This window comes from Synechococcus sp. C9, assembly GCF_022984075.1.
Classification (GTDB): Bacteria; Cyanobacteriota; Cyanobacteriia; order Gloeomargaritales; family Gloeomargaritaceae; genus Gloeomargarita.
Map to the genome: position 1 here is coordinate 2,543,320 of NZ_JALAAD010000001.1, position 22,919 is coordinate 2,566,238.

25 protein-coding genes are annotated in these 22,919 nt (G+C 52.9%); 14 read left to right on the forward strand and 11 right to left on the reverse strand.

The features are described from left to right. Positions 1–19: 19 nt before the first annotated feature. Positions 20–475, reverse strand: a complete 456-nt coding sequence (locus MLD66_RS12410) for a hypothetical protein (RefSeq protein ID WP_247218328.1) — start codon at positions 473–475, stop codon at positions 20–22. Between the two features lie 594 nt (positions 476–1,069). Here MLD66_RS12410 and MLD66_RS12415 point away from each other — a divergent pair. Further along, positions 1,070–1,615, forward strand: a complete 546-nt coding sequence (locus MLD66_RS12415) for a transposase (protein WP_281438412.1) — start codon at positions 1,070–1,072, stop codon at positions 1,613–1,615. 434 nt (positions 1,616–2,049) lie between these two features. Here MLD66_RS12415 and MLD66_RS12420 read toward each other — a convergent pair whose 3' ends face one another. Beyond that, positions 2,050–2,379: a helix-turn-helix domain-containing protein gene (locus MLD66_RS12420; RefSeq protein ID WP_247218330.1), complete on the reverse strand. Its 330-nt coding sequence runs from the start codon at positions 2,377–2,379 to the stop codon at positions 2,050–2,052. Between the two features lie 246 nt (positions 2,380–2,625). On the opposite strand from MLD66_RS12420, the gene MLD66_RS12425 reads away from it, so the two are divergent. Then, the gene (locus tag MLD66_RS12425; protein ID WP_247218332.1) at positions 2,626–3,045 is read left to right on the forward strand and encodes a hypothetical protein; all 420 of its coding nucleotides are present in this window, start codon (positions 2,626–2,628) and stop codon (positions 3,043–3,045) included. Here MLD66_RS12425 and MLD66_RS12430 read toward each other — a convergent pair. Then, entirely contained in the window at positions 3,037–3,999 is a 963-nt protein-coding gene (locus MLD66_RS12430) for a protochlorophyllide reductase (protein WP_247218334.1), read from the reverse strand. The two genes, MLD66_RS12425 and MLD66_RS12430, sit on opposite strands and share 9 nt — an antisense overlap. A gap of 749 nt (positions 4,000–4,748) precedes the next feature. Between MLD66_RS12430 and prmA the strand changes: the two genes are divergently transcribed. Together prmA and ebsA are read left to right on the forward strand one after the other, a co-directional pair. Next, positions 4,749–5,693 (forward strand): 50S ribosomal protein L11 methyltransferase, encoded by a 945-nt coding sequence (gene prmA, locus MLD66_RS12435; protein ID WP_247218336.1) that lies wholly within the window; start codon positions 4,749–4,751, stop codon positions 5,691–5,693. Between the two features lie 31 nt (positions 5,694–5,724). Further along, complete coding sequence (gene ebsA / locus MLD66_RS12440) at positions 5,725–6,147, forward strand: type IV pilus biogenesis protein EbsA (RefSeq protein ID WP_247218338.1); 423 nt, start codon at positions 5,725–5,727, stop codon at positions 6,145–6,147. Between the two features lie 28 nt (positions 6,148–6,175). Here ebsA and MLD66_RS12445 read toward each other — a convergent pair whose 3' ends face one another. After that, positions 6,176–6,781 (reverse strand): CPP1-like family protein, encoded by a 606-nt coding sequence (locus tag MLD66_RS12445; RefSeq protein WP_247218340.1) that lies wholly within the window; start codon positions 6,779–6,781, stop codon positions 6,176–6,178. Between the two features lie 320 nt (positions 6,782–7,101). Between MLD66_RS12445 and MLD66_RS12450 the strand changes: the two genes are divergently transcribed. Next, a complete protein-coding gene (locus MLD66_RS12450; RefSeq protein ID WP_247218342.1) occupies positions 7,102–9,687 on the forward strand; it encodes a DUF3536 domain-containing protein in 2,586 nt (861 codons plus the stop codon). Here the strand turns inward: MLD66_RS12450 and MLD66_RS12455 are convergent. The 3 genes from MLD66_RS12455 to MLD66_RS12465 are packed head-to-tail and all read right to left on the reverse strand — an operon-like array spanning position 9,578 to position 11,971. Then, positions 9,578–10,753 (reverse strand): aldo/keto reductase, encoded by a 1,176-nt coding sequence (locus tag MLD66_RS12455; RefSeq protein ID WP_247218344.1) that lies wholly within the window; start codon positions 10,751–10,753, stop codon positions 9,578–9,580. The two genes, MLD66_RS12450 and MLD66_RS12455, sit on opposite strands and share 110 nt — an antisense overlap. Before the next feature lie 4 nt (positions 10,754–10,757). Further along, complete coding sequence (locus MLD66_RS12460) at positions 10,758–11,354, reverse strand: Uma2 family endonuclease (protein WP_247218346.1); 597 nt, start codon at positions 11,352–11,354, stop codon at positions 10,758–10,760. Between the two features lie 29 nt (positions 11,355–11,383). Beyond that, positions 11,384–11,971, reverse strand: a complete 588-nt coding sequence (locus MLD66_RS12465; protein ID WP_247218348.1) for a Uma2 family endonuclease — start codon at positions 11,969–11,971, stop codon at positions 11,384–11,386. A gap of 184 nt (positions 11,972–12,155) precedes the next feature. Between MLD66_RS12465 and MLD66_RS12470 the strand changes: the two genes are divergently transcribed. After that, positions 12,156–12,587: a VOC family protein gene (locus MLD66_RS12470; protein ID WP_247218350.1), complete on the forward strand. Its 432-nt coding sequence runs from the start codon at positions 12,156–12,158 to the stop codon at positions 12,585–12,587. 4 nt (positions 12,588–12,591) lie between these two features. On the opposite strand, the gene MLD66_RS12475 is transcribed toward MLD66_RS12470, so the two are convergent. Further along, the gene (locus tag MLD66_RS12475) at positions 12,592–13,746 is read right to left on the reverse strand and encodes a cysteine desulfurase family protein (protein WP_281438467.1); all 1,155 of its coding nucleotides are present in this window, start codon (positions 13,744–13,746) and stop codon (positions 12,592–12,594) included. A gap of 98 nt (positions 13,747–13,844) precedes the next feature. On the opposite strand from MLD66_RS12475, the gene MLD66_RS12480 reads away from it, so the two are divergent. The 3 genes from MLD66_RS12480 to MLD66_RS12490 all read left to right on the forward strand — a co-directional run bounded on the left by MLD66_RS12480 (position 13,845) and on the right by MLD66_RS12490 (position 15,815). After that, a complete protein-coding gene (locus tag MLD66_RS12480) occupies positions 13,845–14,057 on the forward strand; it encodes a DUF2555 domain-containing protein (protein WP_247218352.1) in 213 nt (70 codons plus the stop codon). Between the two features lie 67 nt (positions 14,058–14,124). Next, positions 14,125–14,496 carry a hypothetical protein gene (locus tag MLD66_RS12485; protein WP_247218354.1) on the forward strand — a complete coding sequence of 124 codons (372 nt, stop codon included), beginning with the start codon at positions 14,125–14,127 and terminating at the stop codon, positions 14,494–14,496. Further along, complete coding sequence (locus tag MLD66_RS12490; RefSeq protein WP_247218356.1) at positions 14,496–15,815, forward strand: IctB family putative bicarbonate transporter; 1,320 nt, start codon at positions 14,496–14,498, stop codon at positions 15,813–15,815. The genes MLD66_RS12485 and MLD66_RS12490 overlap by 1 nt, the downstream gene beginning before the upstream one ends. Here the strand turns inward: MLD66_RS12490 and MLD66_RS12495 are convergent. Both MLD66_RS12495 and MLD66_RS12500 read right to left on the reverse strand, forming a co-directional pair. Beyond that, positions 15,791–16,042, reverse strand: coding sequence for a DUF2973 domain-containing protein (locus tag MLD66_RS12495; protein WP_247218359.1), 252 nt, complete (start codon positions 16,040–16,042; stop codon positions 15,791–15,793). The two genes, MLD66_RS12490 and MLD66_RS12495, sit on opposite strands and share 25 nt — an antisense overlap. A gap of 19 nt (positions 16,043–16,061) precedes the next feature. Further along, positions 16,062–16,373 (reverse strand): DUF2605 domain-containing protein, encoded by a 312-nt coding sequence (locus MLD66_RS12500; protein ID WP_247218361.1) that lies wholly within the window; start codon positions 16,371–16,373, stop codon positions 16,062–16,064. An 84-nt stretch (positions 16,374–16,457) separates the two neighbouring features. Here MLD66_RS12500 and MLD66_RS12505 point away from each other — a divergent pair, with 84 nt between their 5' ends. Genes MLD66_RS12505 through MLD66_RS12520 form a run of 4 tightly spaced genes read left to right on the forward strand, consistent with a single transcriptional unit; the run spans position 16,458 to position 20,501 of the window. Continuing rightward, entirely contained in the window at positions 16,458–17,780 is a 1,323-nt protein-coding gene (locus tag MLD66_RS12505; RefSeq protein ID WP_247218363.1) for an NAD(P)/FAD-dependent oxidoreductase, read from the forward strand. 37 nt (positions 17,781–17,817) lie between these two features. Then, entirely contained in the window at positions 17,818–18,144 is a 327-nt protein-coding gene (locus tag MLD66_RS12510) for a rubredoxin (RefSeq protein WP_247218364.1), read from the forward strand. A 5-nt stretch (positions 18,145–18,149) separates the two neighbouring features. Further along, a complete protein-coding gene (locus MLD66_RS12515) occupies positions 18,150–19,133 on the forward strand; it encodes a photosynthesis system II assembly factor Ycf48 (RefSeq protein ID WP_247218366.1) in 984 nt (327 codons plus the stop codon). Then, positions 19,134–20,501 (forward strand): 1-acyl-sn-glycerol-3-phosphate acyltransferase, encoded by a 1,368-nt coding sequence (locus MLD66_RS12520; RefSeq protein WP_247218368.1) that lies wholly within the window; start codon positions 19,134–19,136, stop codon positions 20,499–20,501. Here MLD66_RS12520 and MLD66_RS12525 read toward each other — a convergent pair. After that, positions 20,455–21,582 carry an MltA domain-containing protein gene (locus MLD66_RS12525; protein ID WP_247218369.1) on the reverse strand — a complete coding sequence of 376 codons (1,128 nt, stop codon included), beginning with the start codon at positions 21,580–21,582 and terminating at the stop codon, positions 20,455–20,457. The genes MLD66_RS12520 and MLD66_RS12525 overlap by 47 nt on opposite strands. 329 nt (positions 21,583–21,911) lie before the next feature. Between MLD66_RS12525 and MLD66_RS12530 the strand changes: the two genes are divergently transcribed. Further along, positions 21,912–22,466: a universal stress protein gene (locus tag MLD66_RS12530; RefSeq protein WP_247218372.1), complete on the forward strand. Its 555-nt coding sequence runs from the start codon at positions 21,912–21,914 to the stop codon at positions 22,464–22,466. The last annotated feature ends 453 nt before the right edge of the window (positions 22,467–22,919 follow it).

Here is a 22,919-nt window from a genome sequence, read left to right on the forward strand (position 1 = left end):
TTTGGAGTTCAGGAAGTTCTTAACAGGGGGTATTGTGTTTAGATCGTACAATAAAAGAGTAAAAGTGACTATTTATTTTATCAATACATTGATTCCTTTCTAAATTAAGAATAGCTAGTTGCTTGACAACCTGATCCTTCTCACTAACAGGAACTTTCTCGAATTCATAGACTTTCTCTTGCTCATGCCAAAGTTTGCAGTTGATTTCAGCAAGTTCAGAGAACACCTCTCCAAGACTTCCTGAAATTTCACGAACTTCATTGCCGACTCCACTATACACTTTGTTGGCCTCAAAAGTCAGACGGTCAAGAGGAATTCTACCCGTCACAGCATCATAGATAAATTCATCAATCTCAGCCTTCAACTGCTGTTCCTGCTTAGATAGGCTTTCAAGCTTACCAGCATCCTGCGTATGCCACTGTTTTAACTTTACAATTGTTAACTTATCGCACAAAGACCCCATGGTTTCAGACACGTCGAGCTACCCTTAAAGTTAAATAGTGGCGAAATGTACTGTACCCTACTGCAAAGCACTCTGTCAAGAGGCAACTATGAATCTTGTGCCGACGGTTAAGAATAAGGATAGGGTATTGCATTCAAAAATGGTTCTAAATTGTAGCCAGACAATGATACCAATAGGATTGGTGACAAAGCTCTTATAGAATGTTACCAATAAAGTAAAAAGTAATGATAGTAATCCTAAATCACAACGGAATGAAGTGAATATTGGTCTATAGAACCTGTTTGCAATTATACTGGGAGAAAGAAATTACAGGTAGAGCAATGACATACACAACCAATTTAAGCGCATCACAATTTGAGATTTTAGACCAATATCTACCAAAGAGTAAGACAAAAAAGCATGTAGTTTCAAGGCATGCCATCGTGAATGCCATCATGTATCAGCTCAAAAATGGCTGTCAATGGCGAGACTTACCTCGAGATTTCCCCAAGTGGCAGACTGTGTACTCTCAGTTTCGGCGATGGCAAAATAATGGTACTTGGGAAAGGGTATTGGTAGCATTGGAGAAAATTGAAAGAGAGAGATTAAAAAAAAGAATATCCTAGCTTGCTCATAGGGGACTCTATGTGTGTGAAGAACACAGATACAGCAGGCATTGAAACGAAAGGATTTTGTCACTATAAATGCACTAACGGAATCAAACGGCATTTATTGGTGGATACTTTAGGGAATCCCTACTTTATCTTATGTAGTAAAGCAAGCCTGAGCGACAATCATGGATTATTAGAAATAATAAGAGAGCATAAACAATTCTTTTTAGAACTGCCTCAAGAGGTAACAATTTTACTAGATAACGGCTATCAAAAAAGATATTTAGAAGAAGAGATAGAAAAAATGGAACCACTTTTGCGGAATAAGATAATCATTGAGATATCAAAAAAAATTACACCGGAACAGAAAGCCAAATCGAAGAAAGAGAATCCACAGAAGCAAGGATTTGTGGTGATTGCGAAGCGATGGATAGTAGAAAGAACCAATGCGTGGATAAATCAATGCAGAGTATTATGGAAAAACTGTGAAGGCTTAATCAAGACAAGTCAAACAAAAATCAGAATTTGTGCCATACGCTTAATCCTACGTAGAATCGCTTAAAATGATTGCAAACAGGTTCTATAGCAATCCTACTTGATTTACATTAGCTTGCGTGCCGTAGGCATACACAAAGTTTCCAGAACCATACACCGCAGGTGCTTCTTTTACGGAGGCGGTGCCCCTGCGACCCCTATTTCAAATTTGTTTAGGATTATTATATCTGACCTTCCCCATATCTAACCACAAACATCACCCTAACACAAATGACACTCATCTAAAAATAGGAGTATTAATTGCTCTGACTGGATTTCACACTGATTGACTCGAATAAATTCCTGTTTCTTCTTATTTTTTTACTACTTCTGGCTCTGCTTTGGGGTTTACTTTCTGAGACCTCTTCCAGGTAATGCCCGCTTCTAAAAACAAGTCATAATAACTTTGTTTAGATTGATAAATTACATCGTAATTCATGTCAATATGAGTTATTAGTTCATCTAAATTCCAATAATCTTTTGTTTGTATCCAGGCAATGATTTCCTGTTTTTCTGCTTCTGATAGATAACTTTTTTACCATGATAACCGAGTTTAAGTCCCTCAATTCCTTTTTCATAAAACTCTTGTTTCCAGCGAGTAATAAATGACTTGTGGATTTTTAATAATTCGGTAATCTCGCCATAAGGTTTGCCTTCTATAGCCATTCTTACCGCTAATGCCCTTTTCAGTTCTCTTGCATCAGAAGTACTGCGGATAAATTCTCCTAAAAGAGCAACCATTTCTGGCTTTGTACAGGTCAGCATTCTTACCTTCTCAGTGGTGTCTCTCACAGTTTAATTAGTTAGTATAGCCCACTTAACCGTTCTAAATCAAACTAGGATTGCTATAGATCACTTGAAATTGCTCTATCGGTGCTGGGATAATTTTTTGACCAAGTTTTTTTCACAAAAACATTACCATATTTTACAAAAGTTTATATTAATGACACTAATTTACTCATTTTTGGGTAGATTGAGGATAGACATCACCGATTTCAGTAATTATACTGAAAATCATCTGGACATGGGGGCTAAAAAATGGGCAAGCCAATTGGGGAATATCTGGTGGAAGCGGGTCTGTTGGAGCAGTCACAGGTCGAGATAGCCTTGCAAGAACAGCGGCGAACCGGGCGTAAATTGGGGGAAATTATCGTTGAGCATGGTTGGTTGCAGGCGCAGACCATTGAGTATTGGATGAAAAATGTGATCATTCCTCACCGCCGGATCACCCAACCCCCTCAACCGAAACCCGTTACCAACCAAGTATTTCCGCCCAAACCTCCCGTTCCACCCCCCTTGCCCCGGGTGAAGCCGCCGGAAGAAACCCTGGTGATTGGCGTGGAGCAGATTTCGATTCCGCCGCAGGTGAAACCCCCAGAACCTGCACCCAAAATGCAAAATATCCAGCATCAAGAAACCCTGATCCTGGAACTTAAGGACTTGCCGCCCCTAGACTAGCCCCACCAATTGGCAACTCAAATCCCAGAGCCGTTCCGCCCGTTTTTGATCCGTCGCCTGGGCGGACAATTTTTGGACAAAGGGTTTTCCGTCCTTGCGTTGCCGATTGCCCCAACTCCAATGCACCCCGGACTCTTGAAATGCCGGGTCAGCCACCACCTGCGCCACCCGCTCCCCGGCTAATTCTTGGGAAACATAACCGCCGGTGATGTATTTCTGAAACCAGGGAAACACTTTCTGAAACAGGGGATAGCTGTGCCGAAACAGGGGCGTATCCGCCACACAACCGGGGTAAAGGGAACTGAAGGTAATACCGGTGGACGCATGGTAACGCCGGTGCAGTTCCCGGGTCATGATCATGTTGCACAACTTACTGTCTTTGTAAGCCTTGCCCGGTTTGAAACGCTTGCCGTCAATCATGCTAATCGGGGCTTTGAATCCCGCTTCTAAACCCGCTAAATCCCCCAAATCCGCCGGAGCCGGGATGGGAATTCTACCCCCCAATTCCTCCGAGTTGGCGGTGACCGTGCCCAGGACAATTAAACGCCGGTCGGGTTCGGGACTGTTACGCAAATCGTCCAGCAAAAGTAATGACAAAAGAAAGTGTCCTAGATGGTTGGTCGCCACGCTCAATTCGTAACCTTCGGGACTGCGGAGGGGTTCTTTGAGCAGGGGCATATATACAGCGGCATTACAGACCAACGCCCGCAGGGGACGGTGCAGATTGCGAAATTCCTGGACAAATTGGCGCACGCTGGCGAGGGATGCCAGGTCTAAATGAATGATGGTGTACTGCTCAGGGTTGAGGTTGAGGGCTTGGGCGGCTTGGGTCATTTTTTGCTTGTCCCGGCAAGCACAGACGACAAACCAACCCCGCTCGATCAGGGCTTTGGTGGCATACAATCCCACCCCAGAAGAGGTGCCGGTAATAATCACAGTCGGTGCGGCGGTCATAGGTGATTACGCAAAAAAGTGCTGCACTTAAAAATTCTAAAGGGTGATTTTGCTCCGGTGATAAACCGTTATGAATTGTTAGATAAGGGAGGAAAAATTTAGCGAAATGTTGCACTTTGGGTGTAGGCATGGGAGCGGTGATGCCAGCGCTATCCTAACATTATGAAAAATATTGTGAAAAATTGTGAAAAGGGCTTGTAGGGTGAGGGTATCCGCAAAACGGGCTAGATTAACCCGATGCACGTCCCAGACATTGCTCCCGTCCTTGGTTTTTCTTAACATTGGTTCACTCATCGGGTAGGATGGCATATTTTTGCTCACTCAAAACGTATTGGGTCGCAGGGCACCGCCCCGTTTTGGTTTTTTTAACATTAAGTTCACTCATCGGGATTGCCCCGTCGTTGGTTCTTTTTAACATTAAGTTCACTCATCGGGGAGGATGGCATATTTTTGCTCACTCAAAAAATACTGGGTCGCAGGGCACCGCCCCGTCCTTGGTTCTTCTTAACATTGGTTCATGAATCGGGTGGGATGGCATATTTTTACTCACTCAAAACGTATTGGGTCGCAGGGTGCTGCCCCGTTCTCGGTTCTTCTTAACATTGGTTCATTCATCGGGTGGGATGTCATATTTTTACTCACTCAAAACGTATTGGGTCGCAGGGCATTGCCCCGTTCTCGGTTCTTCTTAACATTGGTTCATTCATCAGGTAGGATGGCGAATAGGAAATGAAAAAATGCCCAACTTTATGACAACGCCTGTGGCTACCTCTTGGTGGGAAGTGGAAGTTGAATGTCTGCCCATGCTGGAGGAGATGACCTTTTGGCGGTTGCAGGAATTGGACTGCCGCAGTACCGCTACAGTCTATGGGGACGGCTGGGTGCGGATCACCGCCTACGCCCCCCAGGGAGAATACGGGGTTCAACATTGGGAAGCATTACAAGGACTCCTACGGGAGGATGCCCGGGAAGCCGCTCTGCCCCCACCCCGGGTCCGCTGGCAGGAAATTGACAGCCAGGACTGGTCGGAGCATTGGAAACGCCATTGGCAAGCCCAGCCGGTGGGAGAGCGGTTTTTGATCCAGCCCGCCTGGTTGCCGGTGCAAAACCCGGAAAATCGCCTGGTACTGCGGCTTGACCCCGGCTTTGCCTTCGGAACTGGCAGTCATCCCACCACCCAGTTGTGTTTGGAAGCCCTGGAAATGCGGCTTGACCCCCGCTGGGGGCGCACGAACCTGGTGATTGCCGATATTGGGTGCGGGTCGGGGATTTTGGCAATTGCCGCCTTGTTGTTGGGGGCAAAACAGGTGTATGCGGTGGATACGGACCCCCTGGCGATTGGGGCAACCCGCCAAAACCAATCCCTGAATCAAATTGAGGGGGAACGGTTGGTGGTGGAACAGGGGAGTTTGTCCCGGTTGGCGGAACTGTTGACCCAACCCCTGGACGGCTTCGTGTGCAACATTTTGGCGGAAACGATCATGGACATGACCCCCCGGTTTCGGATGCTCGCCCACGCTAAAACCTGGGGCATTTTGAGTGGTATTATCCAGGAGCAATTGACTGCCGTCACCCAGGTCTTGGAGGAACAGGGGTGGACCGTGGCGGCACTGCGCCAAAGCCAGGATTGGTGTTGTTTGAATATTCGCCCTGACCCGGATTACACAGGAACGACAAACTCAGTGATACAGTAACAGTAATGGTGGGGCATTTCTGAGGTGGTTTATGTCAGCGGTACTGAGTCAACTGCAAGCGGCACCGAAGGATCAGGTGATCCTATACCAACCCTTTTTACCGGCGGGAAATAAACGGGAAACCCTGCCCTTTGCCCTGACTTTGTACCGGCTGGGCAATCTGGAAGGGGAACGCTATGTGGATGGGGGGGAGGGCATTCCCTTCGTGGCGACCTGGAATGTTTCCAATTTACCGGCGGATTTGAGCCGTTGTCAGATGCAGTTTGAGGGGAATCCCGATTTGACCTACGATATGGTGCTGGTGAATTTTGAATTTGTAGGGTTTTTGGTGGATTTATTGATCCACTACAAGCGTAGCCAAAAGGTGGATTTTCCCCAGGATTTCTACCGCCGTTTGCTCAACATCGCCGACGACAAAGATAAGAAACCTACTTCCACCGTACCCCCCGCCTAGCCCCACCAGGCGCAAATTGCCGATGAACTTAACGTAAAAAGCTGTTCACCAACCACAGGATCAGAAAAATTCCCCAGCTAATCGCCGTGTTGGGAGGCAACCCCAGGCTGAGGCTGAGCAGGACATTTCCCACCACCGCCCCCACCACTAATCCCACCACCGTCAGCAGGAGTGCCCGCCCAAAGCGGTTTTCCTTGCGGTTGAGAAAGTACAAACTAGCCGCAATCCCCAACGCCACCGGCAAAGCGGCATTGGCACTCACTGCCCACGCCCAATAGCCCAACCCCCCGTAGGCGAGAGCGGGCAAAGCCACATCCTGGGCACTGGGGGTATCCACAAACGAGCGTAGATGTTCTGCCCAGGCAGGGAGGGTAACGGTGCGGGTGTCATTTTTTTCCGCCGTGGCGACCACATTCCGCTCCGCATAGCGAATCCGCTCCGGCACCTTGATCCGCCCCTCTTGTCGTTGGCGCAGGCGGTCCATCAGGATGGCATCGTAAGCCATTTCCACCGCCTGGGTGCGCCGGTCATCCCCCTGGCACTGACTCAATAATTGGGCGCGCGCCGCTTGCACTTCCTCGAAGGAGGCTTCCTCGCTGACCCCAAGTTGCGCATAGGGATTGGTTTCGCTCATATCGCATTACGATAAATCCGGGTACTCCTAGCCTACTCCACCCAAGGGAGGGACTACAAGTTAGGAAAACGAAAAATTCTGTAAAAATCCGGCAAATATCGTCACAGTCAGTCTTGCGGGATTGGGCACATTGTAACGTTTTGATAAACTCGCCAGGGTTGGGCAAGGGGGAGCAATTCTAAAGATTATGGGGAGAAATGGCATCCCTAGACAAGGGGGGGGTTATTTTGAATCAATAGGGCATCCTGTACCTACAACTCCCGTAAAATGGAGCATCGTTCGGGACGCAAGGCCTTACATCTGAGTTAGGGGGCACAGCGATGGAAACGACCCAAGTTTATGTGACCATTCACGGGCATTTTTACCAGCCGCCCCGGGAAAACCCCTACCTGGAGGCGATTGAGCGGCAGGAGGGTGCGGCCCCCTTCCACGATTGGAATGAGCGGATTTTTCACGAATGCTACCGCCCCAATGCCTTCGCCCGGGTGTTGAGTGAGTCCGGGGAAATTTTGGACATTACCAACAATTTTGAGTATCTGAGTTTCAATATCGGCCCGACGTTATTTAGCTGGTTAGAACGGTATGACCTGGAGACCTATCAGCGCATTATTGAAGCCGACCGGCGCAGTTGTCAGCGGCTCAATGGGCACGGGAATGCGATTGCCCAGGTTTATAACCATATCATTATGCCCTTGGCGTCCACCCGGGATAAATTGACCCAGGTGCGGTGGGCGAAACAGGATTTTATCGCTCGGTTTGGGCGGGTGCCCGAAGGGATTTGGTTGGCGGAAACGGCGATTGATTACGAAACCCTGGCGGTGTTGGTGGCGGAGGGGTTTAAGTTCACCATCATTGCCCCGTCCCAAGCCCAACGGTGTCGTCCGGTGGGGGCCCAGGAGTGGTACGAAGTGGGGGGCGGCCAGATTGACCCCACCCGTCCCTATCGCTGTCGGATTCCCGATGAGATTTTGCCGGAGTTGGGCAAAAACCGGGAAATTGCCATTTTTGTCTATGACGGCCCGATTTCCGGGGACATGGGGTTTGGGGAAGTTCTCAGCAGTAGTCATAATCTGGTGGGGCGGTTGGGGATGGCGGTGCAACCGGGGCGCACCCAATTGATTGCCGTTGCCACCGATGGGGAAACCTTTGGGCACCACAAAAAAGGGGCGGAAAAGACCATTGCCTACGCTTTGACCCGGGAGATTCCCCGCCGGGGCTGGCAGGTGACCAATTTTGCCCATTACCTCAGCCTCTATCCCCCCACCTGGGAACTGGTGATCAAACCCCGGACGGCTTGGAGTTGTGCCCACGGGATTGAGCGGTGGCGGTCGGACTGTGGGTGTGGCGGCGGGGGCAGTTGGCACCAGAAATGGCGGGCCCCCCTGCGCCAGAGTTTGGATTGGCTGGCGCAACAACTGGATGCCCTTTACGAGGCATGGGCGGGGGAATGGCTGGTGGACCCCTGGGGAGCCAGGGATGCCTATATCCAGGTGATCCGGGAGCGCACCCGGGAAGGGAGCCAGCGGTTTTTGGCGCAACAGCAACGCTATCCCCTCACCCCCGCCGAGCAGGTGGATGTCCTGCGGTTGTTGGAAATGCAACGCTATCGCCTGTTCATGTTCACCAGTTGCGGGTGGTTTTTCGAGGAACTGTCCCGCCCGGAGGGAACCCAAATCCTCCGCTATGCCGCCCGGGCGATGGAATTGGTGCGGGAGGTGACCGGTGAAAACCTGGAGCCGGAATTTCGCAAACGCCTGGCCCTCGCCCCCAGCAACATTCCCCAATACGTGAACGGGGAAATGGTCTATCAACAACGGGTGGAAACGGCCCGGGTGACCATGACCCAGGTGGCCGCCCACTACGGCATTAGCTCCCTGTACACCCAATACCCCCGGCAACAGCAAATCTACTGCTACAACATCGAACAACAGGATTACCAAATCCATCGCCTCGGCACCCTCACCCTCGCCCTGGGGGAACTGGTCATTACTTCCGTCATCACTTGGGAACAAAAACACCTGGTCATAGCGGTTTTACATTTGGGGGGTTGGGATTTTCACTGTTGTTTGCAGGAATTTAACCAGCGCAAAGCCTATCAACAGTTGCGGGAGCAGTTACTCGCAATCTTCCACCAGGGCAGTGGGGCGCAGACCGTATTGGCGATGGAACGGCTGTTTGCCGCCAGTCCCAGCTATGGACTCCAGGACATTTTCAGCCAGGAACGGCAGAGAATTATCGGGTTACTGGCGCAAAATACCCTCACCCAACTCGACCAACTCTACAGCCAGGTGTACCGGGAAAATTACGGGGTAATCATGGCCTTCCGCCGGGATTATCTGCCCGTGCCCCAGGAATTGCAGGTAGCCGCCGCCATTGCCCTCAGCCAGCGGGTGATGACCCTACTCCGGCGGTTGGAACTGGAAACCAGCAACCCCCTCCACGACGGCCCCCCCAACGGCACGGTTTACCTCCACGAACTGCACAGCCTCACCCAGGAAGTGCAACAGGTGGGGGTACGTTTGGACATCCAGGAGGGGCGGCAAATCGTCGAACGCCTCCTGCTCACCTGGTTGGATGAACTGCTCACCCGCCTGCCAGCCCATTTACTGGGCATCGGCGTGCAACGGTGGCAAAAACTCTTCCAACTGGCGGAATGGCTCTACCTGCAACCCCAAATGGAACGCATCCAGGAACGCTACTTCGCCGCCTGCTGTCACGGGCAATTGGGCACGGAACTGCTGGAATTGGCTCCCCTGGTGCGGGTGGCTCCCCCCAGTTGCTCCACCGAACCCTGGCTCAAGCCCCGGACAACCGTTGCCCCTTACCTGCTCCCCACAATTGATGTGCCCGGTGTAGCTTTTGTAACACGACCTCCATCTGGGGATGATTCGCCAGACAATCCCTAAGTTCCGCCAGGGGTAATTGGGCGGCATTTCGCCCCGGCACCCAATGCCCCGCATTGCCAATCATGCTGTAGCGGGTGCGGCTGTAATCCCATAAATCAAAGGCTTCCGCCAGGTTTAGCAAACGCAAAATCAAGGGCATATTGACCTGTCCCGGTGTGGCAAACCAGGGGGGCAAATTCACCGCCCATTGCTCAAACCAATCCCGCCCCAAAGCCGCTATTGCCGCCTGTTCTAAGCGTTCTAAAATCGGGGTTAATATTGCCTGGGATGTGCTTAGTAAATCCAAGGTTTTTAAGTGTTCATCAAAATCCGTCGGTTTGGCGGCTCCCAAGCTCAAAGTATGCACCTGGGGGTGGCTCAAACAAAATAGATCATTAAACACCATTGGATGCAAAGGGTGACAGAGTTGCACCAGTTTTGGGGGCGGGTCGTACAAATGTCCACCCTTATCACTGGGGCTAATAATAAATACCCCCATATCCTGCTGTTCTGCCGCCAAAATAGCAGGCCAATTTTCTTGAAAAATATAATACCAATGCAAATTCACATAATCAAATTCCCCGGTTTGAATCGCCTGGGTAATTAAACTCACATGACCGTGGGTAGAAAATCCCACATAGCGCACTCTTCCCTCTTTTTGCCATTGCCGCACCAGGGGTAAACACACCCGCAGACTCCAATCCAAATGCTCCGGTAAATTAATGCCATGAATCCCCAGCAAATCCACGTAGTCCAATTGCAGATAGTGCAAAGATTTAGTAAATTTTTGCGTAAATACCTGCGGGTCAGGGTCAGGGGAAATTTTCGTTTGCACAATTAATTGTTCTCGGGGAAATTGTCCCAAAACCCAACCCAATTGCATCTCGGAAGTCCCATAGCCCCGAGCGGTTTCAATATGGGTAATCCCCACATCCCAGGCTCGCTGAATAGTGGCTCGCAAATTCGCTTGATGATCGGGCGGAATCTTTTCTGGCGCTTGATCCTGCCATTGGAATTGGTAACGCATCCCCCCGCAGGAAAACACGGGCATCGGTAATTCGGTGCGACCAAAACGTCGGTATTGCATGGGTTTATGGTGAGGTATCATACCCAAAAATGTGCCGTAAATCTAAGGTCAATCCTGGTAGAACATCCTCCCCGGAAAGAAGCACATCAAAAGTGACAATTTCAGGGGCAACCTTGGGGCGATAAATGGTGACACTCCGGGTTTCGGGATTCACCAGCCAACCCAACCGACAGCCATTTTCCAAATACTCCTGCATCTTGGCTTCCAACGTAGCTAAATCATCCGCAGGGGAAACTAATTCCAGGACAAAATCAGGGCAAATTGGAGCAAAGGTGCGCCGCTGTTCTGGGGATAACTGTGCCCAACGTTCCTGAGCAATCCAGGCGACATCAGGAGAACGAATTGCCCCATTGGGTAACTTAAATCCGGCGGAAGAATCAAAGACTTTTCCAGTTTTAACTTGACGATTCCAAATTACGAAATCCGAAATTAATTCACTATTAAAACTGCCCGTTTCACTCCCCGTTGGTGGCATGACAATCACTTCCCCTTGAGCGGTTAATTCCCAGCGTAAATCAGGATTGCATTTCGCTAATTCTGTGAATTGCGCCTCAGTGCAACGTAAGGTCGGCGGAATCTGGATGGGAATGACAGCATTCATGGTTGTCATGGCTAGGTCATGCTTTTATTTTAACCATTTCCAAAAATGTGCCGTAAATCTAAGGTCAATCCTGGCAGAACATCCTCCCCGGAAAGAACTACATCAAAAGTGACAATTTCAGGGGCAGTATTGGGGCGATAAATGGTGACACTCCGGGTTTCAGGATTCACCAGCCAACCCAACCGACAGCCATTTTCCAAATACTCCTGCATCTTGGCTTCCAGCGTAGCTAAATCATCCGCAGGGGAGACTAATTCGAGGACAAAATCAGGGCAAATCGGGGCAAAAGTGCGCCGCTGTTCAGGAGATAATTGTGCCCAACGTGCCTGAGCAATCCAGGCGACATCAGGAGAACGAATTGCCCCATTGGGTAACTTAAAACCCGTCGAGGAATCAAAGGTTTTTCCGGCTTTTTGCTGGCGATTCCATAGTTCAATATCCGTGCCAAGACCCAGATTATAATTCCCCGTTTCACTCCCCGTTGGTGGCATGACAATCACTTCCCCTTGAGCGGTTAATTCCCAGCGTAAATCGGGATTGCATTTCACCAATTCCGTAAATTGTGCCTCAGTGCAACGTAAGGTCGGCGGAATTTGGATGGGAATGAAGGCGTTCATGGTTGTCATGGCTAGGTCATGCTTTTATCTTAGAACTTCTCTATAGCAATCCTACTTGATTAACCAAGAGAAATTCCCCAGAACCAAGGAAGAAAACGGTGCCCCTATGCCCCCTTGTTCTGAACATAACCAGGATTGATATATAAAATAGATTATAATTCCCCCAAATCCTATGGTTATTGCCATGACCCAACCCCTGTTTCATTTAGCATTTCCGGTGGGAGATATTCCCCAAACCAAAGCATTTTATGTCGCCGGTTTAGGATGCACAGCCGGCCGGGAAACCCCCCGTTCCTTGATTCTCAATTTTTATCAGCATCAATTGGTGGCTCATGTCACCCCGGAGATACATCCCCAAAAAGGCATTTATCCCCGACATTTTGGGCTGATATTTTCCACAGAATCCGCATGGCAAGAACTATACCAACGGGCAAAGACGCATCAGTTAACATTCTACCAAGAAGCAAAATTGCGCTTCCCCAATTCCCCCCTGGAACACCGCACGTTTTTCCTCGTTGACCCCTTTGGCAATTTATTGGAATTTAAGTATTACGTTGCTTCAGAAGCGATTTTTGGCTGTCAGGAATACGCCCAAATTGGGGATGCAAATAGCTGAGATTTTAACAAGGGGAGAGGGCAGGGGTTAATTGCTGTAAAATTTCCCCCAAAGCCGTAACCGCCTGGTCAATTTCAACGTAGGTGGTTCGATGGCTAAGACTAAACCGTAACCCACAGCGAGCCAGATGATCCCCATAACCCATTGCCTGCAGTACTGGACTGGGTTGGGTTTTGCCACTGGCGCAGGCGGAACCAGAACTTACACACACCCCCCGTTGATTCAGATAATGGACTAGGGTTTTGCCCGTGTGCTCCCCATCGCCGCCGGTCCAAACCACGCTGACATGGTGGGGCAACCGCTCCGGCCAAGCGCCGGTGAGCCGCAACCCCGGCAATGCCTGCAACCGAGCACAGAGGTAATCCCGCAACGCCCGCACCTGGGCGACCTGGGGCAAAAATTCCGTCTGGGCTAACTGCGCCGCCACCCCCAAACCCGCCAACAGCGCCACCGGTGGGGTTCCCGAACGCTTGCCCCCTTCCTGCCCCCCGCCGTACAACCAGGGCTGAACCGCCAAGCCCCGCCGCACCACCAACGCCCCACACCCCTGGGGCCCGTAAAATTTATGCCCCGACAGGGAGAGCAAATCCACGCCTAAGGCGGGGACATCCACCGGCAAACGCCCTACCACCTGAATGGCATCGGTGTGAAATGGAATGCCCCGGGCACGGCAAATCCGGGCGATTTCGGCAATGGGTTGCAATGTCCCCACTTCACTTTGTCCATAAATAATACTGACTAAAACCGTATGAGGTCGCAGATGGGTTGCAAGAATTTCCGGGTCAACCCGTCCCCAGGCATCCACCGGCAGGGTGGTAATCTGCCAACCCCGTTGCGCTAACACCGACAAAGGGGCACTCACCGCCGGATGTTCCACCGCCGAAGTCAGGATGTGTTGGGGGCGTTCGTACTGCTGGGCAATGCCAAAAATGGCGAGGTGATTGGCTTCCGTGCCCCCGGACGTGAAAATAATTTCCTCCGGTGTGACCCCCACCAGTGCCGCTACCGCCAGCCGTGCCCGTTCCACCACCAAAGCCGCCCGTTGTCCGTAGTGGTGAATACTGCTGGGGTTGCCCCACTCCTGCGCCAAAACCTCGCTGACCCGGGCGATCACCTGGGGATGGGGGGGCGTGGTGGCACTGTAATCCAGGTAAATCATAATTTTATTCTGCCATGAACCCCCGATTGGCTATCCATTGGCTAAGATAGAATTTACTTGATACTCACCGTTCTATTCCTCTGGGAACTGCCTGTGCCATGAATGCGCAAACCATCACCGAACAAGAGATTCAGCACCTGACACCCGCTGATGTGGCCGCCCTCGCCCAACGGTTAGAACAGGACGATTATCCCAATGCGTTTGCCAGCCTGCAGGATTGGCATTTGTTAAGAAAAATTGCGTTCCAACGCCCAGACATCGTGGAACCCTATCTGCACCTGTTGGATTGGGAAGCCTTTGACGAAGCCTGACCCAAAATTTTCGGATAAGATATAGAGTGCCCGATGAACAAATGCTGTTGTTGATGGGGGGACAATCATGGGTGTAATTGGTAGGCTGTTTGGAGCCATTTTTGGCTTTATTGGTGGTATTTTCGGGGCAATTTTTGGCATTTTTCGGCGGCGACCCCAGGGGGCATCGCCTGAGAAACCGCAGTCAAAGGAAACGGCTTTTTTCCTAGACCCAGAGGAAGCCAAGAGCATTGGGCGCAAATCGGAATCCCCGCAGGAAACGCCAGCGGCTTCTACGGAGGCTAAATTGGAAGCCAAACCCGAAGCAGTGGTGACAAAACCGGCACCTATGCCCACGCTGGTGTTTAGTTCCGGTTCCCCGGATTTACGCAACCGGCGGCGGCCTGGCCCGAATATGAATTCATTTTTAGACATGGCGAAACAAATCCGTCGCGCCTGATGGTGCCCGCCCATTGGTTCCCCGCCAGTTGGGTGACCGGGTGGTGGGGCAAGGGCGCTCCCTGGGTGCCGGGCAGTCTGCTGGGACGGTGGCGGGATGAAGTAGCCGCGCTGTGGGTGGCAGGACTACTGCTGGGTCTGCCGTTTTTGAGTAATGACCAGTTAGGTGTCCTGTTGCTCGGCGGGGTGGGGCTGGGGTGGTGGCTATGGCTGTTGGAACCGCCTGCGGGTCTTTGGGGGACGGCGGTGTTGTACTGGTTGACCCTGACCCTGGCGACGGCTTTTTCCCCGGTGAAAATGGCGGCTTTGAGTGGGTGGGTGAAGGCGAGTTTGTACTTGGCGGCTCTGGAGGTGCTGTTGCGGGGGGTGCGCCGCTGGGGGCAGTGGTTAATGATTTTGTACTTACTGGTGGCACTGCTGGTGGCGGTGGTGGGGTTGCGGCAATGGTTTTTTGGGGCGGAAGCTCTGGCGACTTGGATTGACCCGGAATCACCGCTAGCGGGCACGACCCGGGTGTACAGCTTTTTGAAAAATCCCAATGTGTTGGCTGCCTATCTCCTGCCGGGGGTGGGGATGAGTTTGGGCTGTCTGCTGGGTTGGCGTACCTGGGCACAACGGGCACTGGCTATAACCCTGGTGCTGGTGCTGACCACCTGTGTGGTACTCACGGGCAGTCGGGGGGGCTGGCTGGGGTTAGCCGCCGTCTATGCCAGTTTTGGGGTGGGGCTGGGCTGGGGCTGGTGGCAATGGAGTCCCCACCGTCCCCTCTGGCAAAGGCTATTGCTCTGGGTGGGGGCGGGATTGGTTCTGGTACTAGTACTGGCACTGTTAGGACGTTCGGAACGGTTGCGCCTGCGGTTTTTGAGTATTTTTGCGGGACGAGCGGACAGCAGTAATAATTTTCGGATTAACGTGTGGGCGGCGGTGGTGGCGATGATCCGGGATCACCCCTGGCTGGGCATCGGACCGGGGAATCGAGCCTTTAATCTGATTTATCCCCTTTACCAGCGACCGAATTTTAATGCGTTGGGAGCGTATTCCGTCCCCTTGGAGGTGGCGGTGGAATCGGGACTGCTGGGTTTCGGGGCATTTGTGGCACTCACGGGCACCATCCTGCACCGGAGTTGGCAAAAATTAATTTATTTAGTCAAGCAACCTTGTCCCCAAACGTTTTTGCTGATGGGCATTTTGGCGGGGATGGCGGGCACAATGGTACACGGGCTGGTGGATACCCTCTGGTTTCGCCCCCAGGTGCAAATGCTCTGGTGGTTTAGCGTCGCTTTGGTGTTCAGTCGCTACGATTCCAAGTCGTCCCCGTAGAGTTTGTCCAACTGCTGGCGGGCTTCCTCCAAATTCACGCTCCGCATCACCAGCAGGGGTTCGTCCACCGGATTACCCGCCTCGTCCAACAATTCCGGGTGGGGAACGGGGCGTTGGCGGGGATATTGGGATTCCAAACTCAAACGCATTAAACTCCGTAGAAGATTGCCCAGCGCCAGGACAGCCAGGATGGTAAATAGGACAACGTACAGCAAATGGAGAATCATTGTTTAACCAGAAGTAGGGTCAAGGATGGGGATGGGTACGGGTCTGCATACGGAGATGCCAACATTGTAAAACCAGACGATGCCAGGTCATTAACACAGTCGTATCCACCCCGACCCCGGTACTGCTGAGCAGGGCATGGGCGGCTTGGACTTCTTGCTGGGCTTGGTTAATCTGGGCAAGCAGGGCTTGCCGTTCCGCAGGCTCCAAAAAGGGGAGGGTCTCCCCCTCGAGCATTTGGCGCGCCTGGCTAAACCAGTACACGAAGTCACTTAACAGTGGCTCTAAAAGCGATTTTACTATGGGAGAATGGGGCAAATGGGGGGAGTTCATAGGGGGCTATCAAAGGAAATTTAACATCTGCATAATATATTAAATCTTTTTACACTTCTTAACAATAGGGGGGAGGGGACGGAAATGCGGCGGCGGCAGTTGGGGCTGGTGGGCTTGGGGGTGTTGGCGGGTTGCCAAGGGTGGCGGGTGGCGGCGGTCGATCTGGATGTCGTCGTGGTGGGGGCGGGGTTGGCGGGGTTGACGGTCGCCTATGGGTTGGCGCAACGGGGGGTGCGGGTGCGGGTGTTGGAGGGCAGTGACCGCCTGGGGGGACGGGTGTGGACGCAGGCGCAGGGGGGACAGCCGGTGGAGTTGGGGGGGGAATTTATTGATGAAGACCATCGGCAGGTGCGACAGTTAGTCCGGGCATTGGGGTTATCCCTGGTGCCGGTGCAGACCCAGGGGCGGATGGGGTTTTTCCTGGGGGGACAGCAGTACACGGCGGCGCAGGTAACAGAGCAGGTGCGACCGATTTGGCAGAGGGTACGCCGGGATTATCAGCGGTTGCCGGAGCGGGAACAGGATTTTCCCCAGGATGCCCTGACCCGTCAACTGGATCGGGCTTCGATTACTGATTATTTAGACCGGTTGGGGGTGCGTCGTTATTTGGAACTTCAATGCCAGACGGAATTTGGTCTGGAGGTGGGGGAGCAGTCGGCGTTGAATTTGATTTTTTGGTTGGCGGCGGCGGGGGCGGAGCCGGAGCAGGAGGCACCCCGGTATCGGATCGCCGGAGGCAATCGTCATTTGGTGGAACGGTTGGCGGCGAAATTAACCGGGCAGATTGCGTTGAATTGGCAGGTGGAGGCGGTACAGGCGGTGGGGCAGGGCTATCGGCTCAGCGGCGGGGGCAAGGAATTGCGGGCGCAGGCGGTGGTTTTGGCGGTGCCCCTCACCCGGTTGCGGCAAATGGAGTTGGGGATTGGGCTATCCCCTGCCCAACAACGGGCGGTTCAAACCTGGGGCTACGGCACCAATGGCAAGGTGGTGATGCAGACGGAGCGGGCGTTTTGGCGCACCCAGAGCTACAGCGGCGAAACGATCACGGATGGGGGGTACCAGTATTCCTGGGCGCATGGGGAGCAGGGGTTGACGTTTTTTTTAGGGGGACAGGCGGGGTTGAATTTACCAACCGGGCAGGCGGGCTTAGCGGTCATGCAAAAATACATGGGCAGTACGGCACCGATTACCGCCGAAACCCAGGTGGCTTGGGGGCGGGAACCCTGGGCGTTGGGCAGTTATACCTGTTTTCAGCCGGGGCAGTGGACGACTTTGGCGGGGGCGTTGACCCAACCGGTGGGGCGGGTTTGGTTTGCCGGGGAGCATACGGGCGGGGAATGGCAGGGTTATATGGAGGGGGCGGTGCGTTCGGGGCAACGGTTGGCGCAGGCGTTGGGGCGGGGGTAGCCCTATGGCATAATGGATAAGGCGTTGGGGATGCACTATGAATGAACCAGCAGTGGCGGAATTGTCCCGCTATGAGTGCCGAGCCTGTGGTTACATTTACGAGCCGGAGCAGGGGCAACCGGATAAGGGCATACCGGCGGGAACGGCGTTTACCGCTTTGCCGGTGGATTGGCGCTGTCCCGTGTGTGGTGCCCGGAAAACCGCATTTGCCGATATTGGCACCAAATCGGTGGCGGGGTTCCCGGAAAATTATCGCTATGGGTTGGGGGTGAATACCCTGACGCCGGGGCAAAAAAACCTGCTGATTTTTGGCGGGTTGGCGCTGGGGTTTCTTTTTTTAATGAGTTTTTACGGGTTGAAATAGGGGCGATGGGACGACTGTTGGCGGTGCTGGTGTGTGTGTTGTTGTTGGGGTGTAGTCGGGGTCCGGTGGCGACGGCGGTGCATCCCTGGGAGCAGGTACCTCTGCCAACGACGGCGACCCTGATGGATATTGCGTTTGACCCGGATCAGCCCCAGCATGGCTGGTTGGTGGGGACGGAGGCGACCCTGCTGGAAACCGAGGACGGGGGCAAGACTTGGAATTTGCGCACCCTGGATTTGGGGGAAGGTTTATACCGGTTCACGGCGGTGAGTATGCGCTCCGGGGAGGGCTGGGTGGTGGGGAAACCGGCTCTGCTGTTGCACACGACCGATGGGGGTAAATCCTGGATGCGGATTCCCTTGGATGAAAAATTGCCGGGGGCACCGATTGCGATTGTCGCCCTGGGGCAGGATTCGGCGGAAATGACGACGGATTTGGGGGCGATTTACCGTACCACGGATGGGGGCAAAACCTGGCAGGCGCAGGTGGAACAGGCGTTGGGGGCGGCACGGGACCTAGACCGGGATAGCCAGGGGCATTACACGGCGGTTTCGACCAAGGGCAATTTCTATTCCACTTGGGAGCCAGGGCAATCGGCTTGGGTTCAGCACAACCGGGAGAGTTCCCGCCGGGTGCAGAGCATGGGGTACACGCCCGATGGGGGCTTGTGGATGCTCAGCCAAGCGGGGGAATTGCGGTTTAATCCCGATGGGCAGGAGGGGCATTGGAGCAAACCCTTGCAACCGGAGGGGAATGTGGGGTTTCTGGGGATTGGTCTGTTGGACATGGCGTATCGTTCTCCCCAGGAAATCTGGTTGACGGGGGGCAGTGGTACCCTGTATGTGAGCTACGACGGGGGGCAAACCTGGCAACAGGACAAGGAAGTGGCGAATATCCCGGCGAATTTGTACCGGATTGTGTTTTTCACGCCGGAGCAGGGGTTTATCCTGGGGAATCAGGGGACGCTTCTGCGTTACCGAGGGGCGTAGGTGCGGCGGGCAGAACCCGGTTTGCAATTTATTCCCCCCCACTATCAGCCGTGGGTGCGCTGGGTGATTCACCTGCTGTTGCCCTGGTGGATGCGTACCCAGTTGCAGATTGCCCAGGTGCGGGTGGAGGGGGCGGGGGCTTTGGTGCCCTGGTATGAGCAGTTGCAAAACAATCAGGCACGGGTACTGCTCGCCTTTCGCCATCCCACCCTGGATGACCCCTATGTGATGTTGTATTTGCTTTCTCGTTCCGTACCCCAGGCGGCACGGGCAGTGGGCGCAAAACTCCAGTTACCATTACATAATTATTTCGTCTATGACCGGGGCATTCCCCTGTGGGCGGGGCGGTGGGTGGGCTGGCTGTTTTCCCGGTTAGGGGGGATTCCGATTCAACGGGGGCGGGTGGATCGGCTAGCGATCAAAACGATTCGGGAGTGTTTGCTTCAAGGGGAAATGCCCTTGACCATTGCGCCGGAGGGGGGGATCAACAGCCACAGCGAGCGGCTGGCACCGTTGGAGCCGGGGTTGCCCCAGATGGGGTTTTGGTGTTTGGAGGATTTGGCGAAACAGGGGCAGGAATTGCCGGTGGTGGTGATTCCCATTGGCATTCAGTACGGGTTTGTGCGTCCCCCCTGGGAAAAAATTAGCCAACTCCTGACCCGCATGGAGACCCTGTGTGGTTTGCCGGTGATGAGCCAGTCCCCTGAAACTCCGACGGAGCGGCAGGAATGGCTGTATGGGCGTTTGTTGCGTTTGGCGGATTATTTATTGACCCAGATGGAGGATTTTTACCGCCGGTTTTACCATTGTCCCCCGCCGGAACTGCCCCCGGATACGGATTTAGCGGTCAATGAACATTTGAAAATCCGGTTGGAACGTCTGCGGAATACGGCGTTGCGGGTGACGGAGGCGTTTTTTGGGGTGCCGGGGGAGGGCAGTACCGTTGACCGTTGCCGTCGGTTGGAAGCCGCCGGGTGGGACTGGATGTACCGGCAGGATTTGCACGACCTATCCCCCTTGGCTCGCAGTTTAGCGGACCGGATTGCTCAGGAAGCGGAACTGCGCCTGTGGCATATGCAGTTGGTGGAACGGCTGACCAGCGTCACCGGGGATTATGTGCGGGAAAAGCCCTCGGCAGACCGTTTTGCCGAAACCACCTTGATCCTCTGGTCGGTGGTGACCCATCTCCAGGGCAAAGACCAACCGGTGCATCTGGGCAAACGCTGGGTAGCGGTGCGGGTGGGGGAACCGATCCGGCTGAATGACTATTGGGAAACCTATTGCCGTAGCCGCAAAGCCGCCCGGGAGGTGGTGAATCAGGTTACGGAACTTTTAGCTGAGCGGTTGCAGGGGTTGATCCAGTCTTGACCCCCGCCAATGCGGACTTTTTTGCCACCAGCAACCACAACTGTCCCGGTTGTTTCATCAGACCCGCCCGCAGTTCCGCCGTTGCTCCCTGTCCCCAAAAAATATCCCCCCGCCCATGCCCGACAATGGCACTGCCCGTATCCTGCACCAACATAAACCGGGTCAGGGGTCGCCAGGATTGGGCGGTCACCGGATAGGTCGTGGTCACAAACGCCAGCCCGCCCTTGGGAATTAAATGTTGATCCATCGCCAGGGAACGTCCCGCCGTCAGGGGTTGCCCGAGGGCACCGCCGGGGGCTTGGTTTCTGGGAGCAAAAAACACATAACGGGGGTTGTGGGCAAACACCCGTGGCACTTCCTGGGGATTTTGGCGCAGATAGGCTTTGATGGCAGGCATGGAAACCGTTTCCGGGGTAAAAATGCCCTCCTGGACGAGCAATTTGCCAATCGAGCGATAGGGTTGCTGATTATGTCCCGCAAAGCCCACCCACTGCCTGCGCCCATCGGGAAACACCAACAGTCCTGAACCCTGCACCTGCAAAAAGAAATGCTCAATCGGGTCAACGTAAGCCAGGATGGGAGCCTGTCCCGCCAATGCCCCCTGGGCGATGTCCGTGCGGCTCGCCTGCGTCACCCCCGGATAACCATGCACCGGCGTATGCCACATCTCCTCCGGTTGCCGACGGGCAAGAATTTCCGGCTGGTAATAACCGGTGAAAAAAGCTGTCCCCTGGTCATTCTGGCTGGCAAATACCGCAAATTGTGCCGCCAATACCCGCTGTCGTTGTGCGAGTGGTAAGTTCATTACCCGCTTAAATAACCGCAGCGAAGCCTGCATTTCCTGGGGACTGTACTGCTCCTCCCCGTAGGTAAATCGAGTCGCCGGATGCACCCGTTGATAATAGTTCAAAGAGCGTTGGATCGCCTGATTTAATGTCGCCAGCGTATCATCATCCTGCCATCGCAATTGTGCCACCTGTGCTGATGTCAAAGGGACAAGCGTACCTTGCGCCCCCACCTTGGTAGCGAACAGCAACCCCATCCCCATTGCCAGCGCCAAATGTTTCATCACATAAATCATGGGTTGATCACCACGACTATTAAACAAATACTTTTACTTTACTTTTTATACCTTGATCAAGTAGCTTCTAGTGTACTGAGATCGCCAGGTAACCCAATAAAAAATTGGAGCCTTGAATCATGTCCTAGCGATTGCTAAGCTATACCGAGCCTACTGGATTAACGAATAAAATTTTACAGAACCAAGGACGGGGACGGTGCTCCTGCAATCCGTGTTCTAAATTCATTTACGATTGCTACATCAATGCTCCCCTCCCTGGGGAACTCAATTTTTTGGTAAAATAAGTAAATTAAATTAGCCCTGTGAAAACCAAAGGGGCATCAGCCATCATGTATAAAAAAATTTTGGTTGCGGTGGACGATACCGAACTCGGTAAAACAGCATTTCAAACCGCCTTGGATTTGGCATCCCGCTATCAAGCGCAAATGATGTTGATCCATGTGCTTTCTCCCATCAGTGATGCCTATCCCGATTCGATTTTCATAACACCTTTAGCTTCGGGGGCTTATATCGGACTGCACGAAGAACTCATGCGTGTTTATGCCGAGCAGTGGAAAACCTTTGAGCAAAAAGGCATCGAGATGCTCCAGCGTTTGACCCAGATTGCCACCGATCAAGGGGTTCCTACGGAATTTACCCAAGCCTTGGGAGATACGGGTCGTGCCATTTGCGATCTTGCCCAAAACTGGCAAAGCGATCTCATCGTCATGGGACGGCGGGGACTCAAAGGGCTAAGCGAATTATTCCTCGGAAGTGTGAGTAACTATGTTTTACACAATGCCCACTGTTCCCTATTAATTGTGCAAGGGCAAACCGCACTGGAAGATCAGCAAACAGAGGACAAAGCTGGTGAAAAATCTGCGGAAATTCCCACCGCAAGTTAGACAATTTTACATTCCGGCAAACTGAGGAGAAGCCACAGCCCTTGAACAAATTACAGCCTTTTCAGTGGTTACGGGATACGGCTGTAAACCCACCGGCTCCAAGCCTCATGAGAACTAAGCCTTGGAAATAAGACACTTTGCATCCTTATAATCTGTGAACAGGCTGTAAGGGTGCAGTGGCAACCTTTAGTGAACCGACTTCAGAAACAGTTTATAGCACGCCTCAATGAGAATAGAGGTTCCAGGGGCACTACCCCCATAAAAGAAGCACCTGCGGTGTATGGTTCTGGGGAATTTCTAATTTCTCTAGGCTTGCGGGCACTTCAAAAAATAGGTCGCAGGGGCGTAGCCCCCGTATTTGGTTCTGAAAAATTTTTGTTTGTAAATCAATTAGGATCGCTATATATCTAACAATTTGGGCAACATTTGCAAATACCCCTTGATCGTCCCCAT